Annotated in this window: 11 protein-coding genes; 9 read left to right on the top strand and 2 right to left on the bottom strand. The window is 37.0% G+C overall.

The window, feature by feature from the left end:
* From BM098_RS12585 to BM098_RS12565, 5 genes are all read left to right on the top strand, one after another.
* Positions 1–456 (top strand): IS200/IS605 family accessory protein TnpB-related protein (locus BM098_RS12585; RefSeq protein WP_234987501.1); only part of this gene is annotated, 456 nt, incomplete at its 5' end.
* Positions 457–521: 65 nt separating this feature from the next.
* Positions 522–1,238, top strand: a complete 717-nt coding sequence (liaF, locus tag BM098_RS12580; RefSeq protein WP_143423420.1) for a cell wall-active antibiotics response protein LiaF — start codon at positions 522–524, stop codon at positions 1,236–1,238.
* Positions 1,239–1,322: 84 nt separating this feature from the next.
* Positions 1,323–3,551, top strand: coding sequence for a transglycosylase domain-containing protein (locus BM098_RS12575; protein ID WP_089833902.1), 2,229 nt, complete (start codon positions 1,323–1,325; stop codon positions 3,549–3,551).
* 40 nt (positions 3,552–3,591) lie between these two features.
* On the top strand, positions 3,592–4,326 hold the full coding sequence (locus tag BM098_RS12570) for an MBL fold metallo-hydrolase (protein WP_089833900.1): 735 nt from the start codon (positions 3,592–3,594) through the stop codon (positions 4,324–4,326).
* Positions 4,327–4,387: 61 nt separating this feature from the next.
* A complete protein-coding gene (locus tag BM098_RS12565; RefSeq protein ID WP_089833898.1) occupies positions 4,388–5,383 on the top strand; it encodes a lipoate--protein ligase in 996 nt (331 codons plus the stop codon).
* A 35-nt stretch (positions 5,384–5,418) separates the two neighbouring features.
* On the opposite strand, the gene BM098_RS12560 is transcribed toward BM098_RS12565, so the two are convergent.
* Positions 5,419–5,871: a DUF3939 domain-containing protein gene (locus tag BM098_RS12560; RefSeq protein WP_089833897.1), complete on the bottom strand. Its 453-nt coding sequence runs from the start codon at positions 5,869–5,871 to the stop codon at positions 5,419–5,421.
* Between the two features lie 172 nt (positions 5,872–6,043).
* Here BM098_RS12560 and BM098_RS12555 point away from each other — a divergent pair, with 172 nt between their 5' ends.
* Entirely contained in the window at positions 6,044–6,592 is a 549-nt protein-coding gene (locus BM098_RS12555) for a competence protein ComK (RefSeq protein WP_089833896.1), read from the top strand.
* 153 nt (positions 6,593–6,745) lie between these two features.
* Entirely contained in the window at positions 6,746–7,933 is a 1,188-nt protein-coding gene (locus BM098_RS12550; RefSeq protein ID WP_089833894.1) for a cation:proton antiporter, read from the top strand.
* 31 nt (positions 7,934–7,964) lie between these two features.
* Here the strand turns inward: BM098_RS12550 and BM098_RS12545 are convergent, their stop codons facing one another.
* Positions 7,965–8,393, bottom strand: a complete 429-nt coding sequence (locus BM098_RS12545) for a YhjD family protein (RefSeq protein ID WP_089833891.1) — start codon at positions 8,391–8,393, stop codon at positions 7,965–7,967.
* A gap of 148 nt (positions 8,394–8,541) precedes the next feature.
* On the opposite strand from BM098_RS12545, the gene BM098_RS12540 reads away from it, so the two are divergent.
* Both BM098_RS12540 and lepB read left to right on the top strand, forming a co-directional pair.
* The gene (locus BM098_RS12540; protein WP_089833889.1) at positions 8,542–9,198 is read left to right on the top strand and encodes a TVP38/TMEM64 family protein; all 657 of its coding nucleotides are present in this window, start codon (positions 8,542–8,544) and stop codon (positions 9,196–9,198) included.
* 13 nt (positions 9,199–9,211) lie between these two features.
* On the top strand, positions 9,212–9,745 hold the full coding sequence (gene lepB / locus BM098_RS12535) for a signal peptidase I (protein ID WP_089833886.1): 534 nt from the start codon (positions 9,212–9,214) through the stop codon (positions 9,743–9,745).
* Positions 9,746–9,950 lie beyond the last annotated feature (205 nt).

Genomic DNA, 9,950 nt, shown 5'->3' with positions numbered 1-9,950 from the left:
AATAGGAAAGCCAATCGCCAAATGAGTCAGTTTGCTTATCAAAAAATGATCCTAGCGATTAAATCAAGAGCTGAAAAAATGGGGGTGGCTGTCTATGTTGTTAACCCTGCTTATACCAGTCAAATTGGCAAGATGAAATATATGAAGCGACTCGGTGTGTCCATTCACATGGCAGCCGCTTATGTCATTGCCCGTCGGGCAATGGGCTTTAAAGAAAAACTCCCACCGATATTGTATTCACTTGTTCCAGAGCAGAAACAAGGTCTACATCATTGGGCGCACTGGGCGTATTTGACGCGTACCCTGTCTTTTGTCAGAACCTATACGTTCTATCAGACAGAACGATTCGACCCAAGCAAGTTGTGCTCCTGGAGCGCACTATTTCCCCAACATGCTTTAACAGATGTTGAGAAAATAGGTTTGCGGCGGTTGGAAAGTAGAAAAACCTATGCTTAGTTGAACGAGCATGGGTCGCCTTTAGGGTGTCCTTACGGAATCCCCTTCCTCAAACATTCGTGAGAATGTTAGGTGGGGGTAGTTCAATTGGTAGCGTGTTGTTGTTAGAGAATCTTGATGTGTACACCGTTAATCTTGACGACGTGTTTCCATATCTTCTAGCAGGATTTTTATTGTTGGTTGGTCTCTATTTATTTATCAAAGGTTTGCAAGGGTTTAGTGGTCTCTTTACCGGCGTTTTTCTCGCGGTTTACGGTACGCTCGTTTTACTTGGTCAACAAAATATCATTGACTTTGAATTTGATGATGTGTTTGATTTATGGCCACTGATTCTTATCTTCATTGGGTTATCTTTACTTGGTGTAACAGCTAAAGTAAAAGAAAGGAAATGGAAAAGAAAGGCCAAACACCAAAGAGCAAATCAGGAGAAGTATTCAATCGGTGAAGATCATCAAATCGACGTTTGGCATGTGAAGCCAACCCATCGTTCTAATTTATTCGGACAACAGTCGTTTGACTTTTCTGATGCGATGCTTGAAGAAGGTGAAACACCGTTTACCTTGAATGGTTTGGCGGGAGAAATAGTGATTATATTACCGGACACATTAGCTGTAAACCTTTATGCTGAGGTAAAGGCAGGAGAAATTCAGTTGTTCCAACAAAAAACAGAAGGCATTAATAAAGAAATGGTTTATGAAACGGATGGTTATAGTGAAGCAACACGTAAACTAAAAATGGATATCCGTTTAACATCAGGCTCTATTCGAATTATTCAAGCTTAATATACAGGCCGTTCTACTTTCGTCTTTGACATGGGTATAATATAATCGATTGTAGCGTCAAAGAAAGCAATAAGGAGCGACACTATGAGAAACAGTCAAGAAGTTAAACGATTCATAATTCAAGTGAAAAATCATATAATAAGTGCTTTTATAAAAAGTTGGCAGGTTTTATCGGAGCACCGCTGGCTTAAATATTTGACACTTAGTATCGCATCAGTGATCTTACTAAGCAGCATCGGTTTTTTCTTCATCATCTATGGTGGGGGATTAATTGTTGATGAGAAAAAGATGGTATTACCGGCAACGACGATGGTCGAGACAACAGATGGTGAGTATGCGGGGAGATTGTATACAGAAAATCGGTTGTTAACGTCGTTATCAGATGTACCAGATCACGTGTTAACGGCATTCATTGCGACAGAAGATGAACGCTTTTTTTCACATGCAGGTGTTGATTTTCGGTCTGTCTTACGGGCGGTTTATAAAGATATTATTGCCCTAGATAAAGTCGAAGGGGCAAGTACCATCACGCAACAGTTGAGTAAGAATTTATTTTTAACGAATGATCAATCATGGATGCGTAAAACAAAAGAAGTGATGGCGTCGATGTATTTAGAGCGCAATTATACGAAGAATGATATTTTAGAATTGTATTTAAACCAACTGTATTTTGCCCATGGCGTGTATGGAATTGAAACAGCTAGTCAATATTTCTTTAGTAAAGCTGTAAGTGACTTAACCGTTACTGAAGGTGCGTTACTTGCGGGGATGATTAAAGGGCCTAACATTTATTCACCTTACATTAATGAAGAGAATGCCGTAGCAAGGCGAAATGTTGTATTAAACCAAATGCATCGCGCAGGGTATTTAGAAACAGAAGAATTGTTACAACTGCAGGGGCAAGGTTTAGGTGTGACGTCACAACCGGAAGCGGCGCCTCTTTATATTGATGATTATCTTGAGGTGGTTATTCAAGAAATTGAATCAAGATATAATATCACCCGGGATGAGTTACAGCGTGGTGGTTACAGAGTGACTGTTCATATGGATCTAGATATGCAAAAGCAAGCTTATGAACATGTGACTAACACGGCGTATTACCAAGCTTCAAACGATGAGGTAGAGGCAAGTGTTGTTATTGTAGATAAAGTAACAGCGGGGTTAAAAGCCGTCATTGGCGGGCGTGATTATACGATTGGACAGGCACATCATCAAGCTCTTGTCACACATCAACCTGGTTCAACAATAAAACCGCTCGCCGTTTACACACCTGCTTTGGAAAAAGGCTATCACCCCTATTCTTTACTAAATGATGAACAAAAAGATTTTGATGGTTACACAGTGAGAAATGCCAATAATCAATATGAAGGTGACATTCCGTTAGTAGAAGCTTTGGTTGAATCAAAAAATACAACAGCCGTTTCTTTATTTAACGCTATTGGTATTGAGACAGGTAAAGAATATTTAAATCGACTTAACCTATCAACTAAAGATGACGGACTAGCCATTGCCTTAGGTGGGTTATCAAGTGGTTATACGCCGGTTCAGATGGCAACGGCATATAATACGTATCTAAATGAAGGGGTTTATCGTGATAGCTCGGCCGTGATCTCCATTACTGATCGTAACGGTGTAGCAATCTCTTCAATCGAACCAACAGAAACACAAGTGTTTGAAAAACAGTCGGCATGGTATACGTTAAATATGCTTGAAAGAGTAGTGACAGATGGTACGGCGAGTAGCTATGATTATGCAGGTGCTCTGGCAGGAAAAACCGGTTCAACCCAGCACGCTACTGTGGAGGGGGCAACAAAAGATGCCTGGTTTATTGGATTAACACCTGACTTTACAGTGTCTACTTGGATAGGTTTTGACCAGAGCGATGATGCGCACTATTTAACAAAAGGTAGTTCTCAAGCCGTGCAACTAACAAAAGCCTTACTGACAGATATTAATCAAATACAACTTATTAGAAGTGAATTTGACCGTCCGAGTGGGGTAGAAGATTTACCCGAGCCTATCACGTTACCAGAAATCACTGATTTGAATGCGTCCTTTGGTTTAGGTGGATTTAATTTACTGAGAGCAGAATTGTCGTGGTCAACATCTATAGATGACCGTATTATTTATCATGTTTATGAGGTTACTGAAGATGGTAAAAAACTGATTGGTAAAACAACGGGTGAAGGATCTTATACCATTAAACGGCCTTCGATTTTACAAATGACCCGTTACTATGTTGAACCTATCAATCCTTTAACTAATCAAGGAGGAAATCTATCAAATCCAGCGATGTTGTCGTTGTTTGAGTAATAGCTATTAAATATCATTTTATATGAAAGGGGAATGATGTATGAAAGTAACAGTCGTTGGGTTTTGGGGAGCCTATCCGGAAGAAAATGAAGCGACATCGAGTTATCTGATTGAAAAAGATGGTTTTAAATTATTACTTGATTGTGGCAGTGGAGCACTTAATCAGCTGCCAAAATATGTTGATCCATATGATTTAGATGCTGTTATCCTAACGCACTATCATTTTGATCATATCGCAGATATTGGGGTTCTACAGTATCACATGCTTGTCCAAAACGGTATTAGACAACAAGAGAAAGTCTTGCCAATCTATGGTCATACATTTGATCAAGACCACTTCGCAGGCCTCACCCATAATTTTACGAAAGGGTATCCCTATGACCCGATTACTCCACTTGAGCTAGGACCTTTTGCGATTAGTTTCTTCGAAACAGATCATCCGGTTACTTGCTTTGCGATGCGTGTATCTGATGGCGAGAGCAACTTTGTCTTTACAGCCGACTCTAGCTATAAAGAAGGTTTCATTTCGTTTAGTGATGAGGCAGACTTATTAATAGCGGACTGTAATTTTTACGAAGGCCAAGATGGTACAAAGGCTGGTCACATGAACAGTAAAGAGTGTGCAACAATTGCTGAAAGGGCGGGAGTCAAGCAGCTAGTCTTATCCCACCACCCACACTTTGGTGATAGAAGTAGATTAGTATCAGAAGCAGAAAAGTATTTCCGGGGAAATATTCAGCTGGCTAAGTCAGGGTTAACTTTTCATCTTGGTTGATATTTACAATCGTTTCTTATAGTATAGATGTTAAGCAAAATAATATTGAGGAGGAAATAATGTGAAATTTATAGATAATGAAGGTATTACCGATCCTTATATCAACTTGGCAATTGAAGAGTATGTATTGAATAACTTTGGAGAGAAAGATACATACTTGCTTTTTTATATTAATAAACCATCCATTATTATTGGTCGAAATCAAAACTCGATTGAGGAAATCAATACGAAGTACGTCGATGAAAATAATATTAAAGTTGTGCGTCGCTTATCTGGTGGTGGAGCTGTCTACCATGATGAAGGGAATTTAAACTTTAGTTTTATTACGAAAGATGATGGTGAGAGCTTTCATAACTTCCAAAAGTTCACCAAGCCCGTTGTTGAAGCACTGCATGATTTAGGTGTCCCAGCTGAGTTAAGTGGACGAAATGATTTAGTCGCAGAGGGCCGTAAAATTTCAGGCAATGCTCAGTTCACAACTAAAGGCCGCATGTTTAGTCATGGCACACTTATGTTTAACTCAGAGATTGAAAATGTTGTTGCAGCACTTAATGTGAGTGAAGAGAAAATTAAATCTAAAGGAATTAAGTCAATTCGTAGTCGTGTAGCGAATATTACAGAACTTCTTGATCATGATATGTCGATGGAAGAGTTTAAAACGCAATTACTACAGCATCTGTTTGATGTTGAAGACATCAAGGATGTCCCTAAATATAAGTTAACAGATGATGATTGGAAAAAAATTCATGAAATATCTAAAGCTCGTTACCAGAATTGGGATTGGAACTTTGGTAAGTCACCTAAGTTTGACATTCGTAAATCTCATAAGTTCCCTGCGGGACTCGTTGATGTTCGAATGGATGTTTCTAAAGGGCAAATTAAGAGTTGTAAAATTTATGGCGATTTTTTTGGTGTTGGAGACGTGACAGTAATTGAAGAAGCACTAATAGACACACGTTACCAAAAAGAAGCGATTGAAAATGCACTTGAAGAAATCGATGTTCCTCATTATCTTGGTAAAATTTCTAAAGAAGATTTAATAGAATTAATCTACTAATAAATAGGTAGGTAGCCAAATCTTTAAGAGGCTACCTACCTTGTTTTTTTAAAATTAATTAAATGATCTTTGGGATTAATATAAAATTCATGTGGAGGTCGATAAGTAATTAATCCGTGTTTCATTAATTTATGATAGCTTACTTTCAAATAGGGATCACCGTGAATAACTGGTATCTCACCTGTTAGGTCAATGTATTGATCAACAGCCCGTTGAGTATAATCTAAATTCTCAGCTAAATGTCTTTGATCTTCATCAAAGATATCATAGGTTTCTTTAGACATATAATATGTTTTCAACGGAATGGCATTTAAGTAAGGAGCGAGTTCATAATAATTAATAGTTAAATCATCATTGATCAATATACCAAGTGGTACGTCATCTGGTAATTCATTCATATACTGTCTAATGGCTTGTTTCAACTCATGTAGTGATATATCTTTAATCGGGTATGTTTTCTCTTTTTTCTTTTTAAATAGACTCCACATAGTATTCGCCACCCTCTGTTTTTCCTTTATATTTATTATACCAAAAAAACGCTTACATTTATATGATCTAACACAATGATTTTTTCAGAATTTTGTTGCTTTTCAATGTGTATAATGTATAATTTTAATCAATAGTAATTTTTACTAAATTCCAAATGGAAGGGTGTTTGAATTGGATTTTGAAAAAAGAATAACGTATCAGCTATCAGATACCACTATGGCACTAATACCAACAGAAGTAGACGGTGAGTGGCACACACTTGTTTATGATGAAAAAGAACCCTCGACTCTCCTCATCAAAGATTCTCCCCATCATCTTGTAAATGAAGCTTGTGAAAACTATGGTGAAAAGATGATATCAAGAATGGATGGCGCAAAAATATTATGCGATTTTAGCAGTAAAGCACCTATTGCCGTTAGTTCAATCCACAGCCTTTTTTTCTTTCCTAACGAATCTCCATCTAGTTCATCTTGTTCTTGGTTTTCTCACTCTCACATAAGAAAAATTTTAAGTGGCGATTTTGGCGGCTCTAAATTATTATTTCGAAATGGCTTTGAATTATATGTTCCAACATCTAAGGGTGTTATGAATAATCAGGTTTTTAGAACAGCTCAGTATCGTTACATTCTATCTGAACAATTAAAAAAAGGTCAACAAAAGCAGGTATTAGAAAATATTCTTAAAGTGTTTGGAGCATACAAAGATACGCCATATGTATGAATGAAATTGAGTAATTAATACTACAGGTTGTTGTGTTCGAAGACAATTTTATATTTATCAAAAAAGCCTAACATCTTATGATAACGAGATGACAGGCTTTTTGTTTTTTAATTTTTATATTGGGGAATACTAAGGGAAAAAGGAGGCTAAAATATGACTGTTGGCCACATTATTACATTGTTGTTCATTGGCTACCTTGTTTTTAGTATCGATAAAAAGCAAGATAATTTTCCTGTACCAGCTATTCTGGTGCTCATAGGTATGGCTTTATCGCTCGTTACTTACTTTTCTAATATAGAAGTAACGGAAGCTATTATTTACAATATATTTATACCACCGCTATTATTTATTTCCGCTTATCAATTTCCAATAGACGGTTTTCTTAAAAATAGAAAGTTAATTCTCGGTTTAGCCACTGTGGGTCTATTATTGATGGTATTACTCTTAGGCGGGGCGATTTATGGGATTGGTTTACTATTTTTTTCTCTACCACTGACCGCTGCATTAATACTGGCATCAATCTTGACACCAACAGATCCAGTATCTGTTGTATCAATTATTAAACAAGCAACAGGGGATGAAGATTTAGCTCATACAGTTGAAGGTGAGTCGATGCTAAATGATGGCACATCTATTGTTGTGTTTTCCTCACTCTTAGCGCTTTATCAACAACCTAGCAGTGTGAGCTTTGTGACGTTTCTTTTGGATTTTATTATTGTATTTGCTGGTGGTACACTAATTGGAGTGCTTTTTGGATGGTTAGTAGTTAAAATCATTCATTATTCACATCATCCTCATTATCAGCTAATGCTCAGTATTGTGCTTACTTATGGATCATTCATTGCCGCAGAACATTTTGGTTTTTCTGGTGTTTTGGCTGTTGTTTCAAGCGGTATGATGATTTCTTATGCCTTTGGTCAAACTGAAAAAGAAGACCACTTTCGTAGTCAACTTGATGGTTTTTGGGAGATTGTTGAATTATCTTTACTGGCCGTATTGTTTTTAGTCATAGGAATCGAAGTAACGGAATATTTACATTGGTCTTTGGTGCTGTTTTCTAGTGTTGTCTTTATCTTAACCATTATCGTTCGACTGATTGTTGTATGTGTGATGACCAGGTTGTTAGATACACATAATTTTTACTATAGTCTACTTATTACATGGTCAGGGCTTAAGGGTTCGATGTCTGTTTTCCTAATTCTTACGCTCCATGTCCAATCTAATACTGGACCAGTGATTAATAATATTGTTGGTATTGGTTTTATGGTTGTATTGTTGTCATTAATTATTCAGAGCCTTACCATTGCGCCTCTCGCTAAAAAATTATTGAAGAAATCATAAGCACAGGGCTAATTTAAGCTTTGTGCTCATTTTAAGAAATATGAGAAATAAACATATGATTTGACGGGAGTGTTGGTTTTGGATAAAGATGCTTATACGTAGTTTGGGTGTCATGTTTTAATTTAATAAGCATAGCTTCAACCTTCTTTCTTATAGCCGGATTGAAAAAGTCACGCCGTTCTTCTTTATGATTCAATATAAATAAAAAGGATGTGAACACATCATTTGAACCTAGTGGTTGAATAACTAGCTGTTCTTTCTGCATCGTTGTTTTTAATAAACGTCTTTGATCTTTAGCTTGTACTAACATATGCTCGATGAGTACAATAAAAGTCTCAGATAATATAATGTCAGAAGTATGACTTATTTTTTTCCTTTCAAGTTCCAGTGTATTAATGGTAAAGGATAAAAAAATGTAGTGTGAAAAGATATGGAGTTGATTTTCGTGTAAGTAATGCATAAGTTATACCTCCTGATAATAAGAACGTTTGTTCTTATTCTATCATGTTGTCAATCAAAAGAAAAGCGTTATATCTTATCAAAATTCGGGAATAAGTAACCATAGGGCACGCTATATCGTCCAATAAAATAAAAGGGGGGAGTTCACTTTGTCACAGCCATTACCAGATACCATTACATGGGATCAAGTTACAGAGCTCCTCAGAGCGAGTGAATACGAAGAATTACTTGAACGTTTGTTGTTTATTTATGAAGGGTTTGGTCCACTACCGGGAATTCTGTTACCATTTTTAGAAGCGTTGTTCCCTTTTCTTCCTATTTTTGTATTTGTTATGGCTAATGCCGCAGCTTATGGCTTATTACGAGGATTTATATATTCGTGGATAGGTGGGGTTGCAGGTTCTATCGCTGTGTTTTTGGTCATCCGACATTTCCGACATGTTACGGTTATAAAATGGATTTATACGAATAGACAAGTCAAACGTGTGACAAATTGGGTTGAGCGACATGGGTTTGGTCCACTCTTTATTATGCTGTGTTTCCCGTTCTCGCCTTCAGCAATTATTAATCTGGTCTCTGCAATTTCACGCGTGAGCTTTGTTCAATTCTTTCTGGCGGTAGTCCTAGGAAAGATGGTGATGATTTTTTCACTTGCTTATGTAGGTGATAGTTTAACTTCTTTTGCAGAAAATCCAGTGAAAACAATTTTGGTAGGGGTAGGCATTTCGTTATTTTGGATTTTAGGTAAGTACATTGAAAAATTCTTATTTAAAAAGGGGGAAATTCACCCAGATGAGTATGAATGAGAGGTGAGTGGAAATGAATCAGCTATATAAAAGTCAAGATTTTCATATAGTGAAAGTACTGATGTTTTTTCTCATTCTCTTATTGTTTTTTAAATCATTTGTTTTTACTGTTTTTGTAGTGGATGGTCACTCGATGGAACCGACGCTTCATGATCAAGACTTTATTATGATTGATACATGGGGATATGAATATAAACCTGTTAAACGTTTCGATGTCGTTGTCTTCAAACGACGTGATGGTGCTTACTTTGTTAAACGGGTCATTGGTCTACCAGGTGAAACGATTCGATACCATCAGCACACATTGTATATCAACAATCAGCCTGTAAAGGAAGGGTATTTAACAAAGGAAGAGCTTAGCATGATGGTTGATTTTGACCTAAGAATGATTCAAGAAGGGCATGTTATTCCAGAAGATCATTATTTTTTACTAGGAGATCACCGTTCGCGTAGCTTAGATAGCCGGAATTTTGGTCTTATTCATAAAGAGCAACTGACTGGAAGGGTCATGGCAAGCTATTATCCAACAGTGAAATCGATTCAATGAAACTTCACCCAACATATGAGGTGAAGTTTTCTTGTGATTAATTAAATGAATAATCACCTGTATAAGTCATAGCTAATTGAACTACCCCCACCTAACATTCTCACGAATGGTTGAGGAAGGGGATTCCGTAAGGACACCCTAAAGGCGACCCATGCTCGTTCAACTAAGCATAGGTTTTTCTACTTTCCAACCGCCGCAAACCTAT

Source organism: Halolactibacillus halophilus, assembly GCF_900115605.1.
Lineage (GTDB): Bacteria > Bacillota > Bacilli > Bacillales > Amphibacillaceae > Halolactibacillus > Halolactibacillus halophilus.
The sequence above is the reverse complement of the archived record's forward strand: the minus strand, read 5'-3'. Positions and strand labels throughout refer to the sequence as shown.

Coding starts and splice junctions, on each gene's coding strand:
- BM098_RS12575 (WP_089833902.1), top strand. CDS start 1,323: ATGAGAAACAGTCAAGAAGTTAAACGATTCATAATTCAAGTGAAAAAT.
- BM098_RS12550 (WP_089833894.1), top strand. CDS start 6,746: ATGACTGTTGGCCACATTATTACATTGTTGTTCATTGGCTACCTTGTT.
- liaF (WP_143423420.1), top strand. CDS start 522: ATGTTAGGTGGGGGTAGTTCAATTGGTAGCGTGTTGTTGTTAGAGAAT.
- BM098_RS12545 (WP_089833891.1), bottom strand. CDS start 8,393: ATGCATTACTTACACGAAAATCAACTCCATATCTTTTCACACTACATT.
- lepB (WP_089833886.1), top strand. CDS start 9,212: ATGAATCAGCTATATAAAAGTCAAGATTTTCATATAGTGAAAGTACTG.
- BM098_RS12560 (WP_089833897.1), bottom strand. CDS start 5,871: ATGTGGAGTCTATTTAAAAAGAAAAAAGAGAAAACATACCCGATTAAA.
- BM098_RS12570 (WP_089833900.1), top strand. CDS start 3,592: ATGAAAGTAACAGTCGTTGGGTTTTGGGGAGCCTATCCGGAAGAAAAT.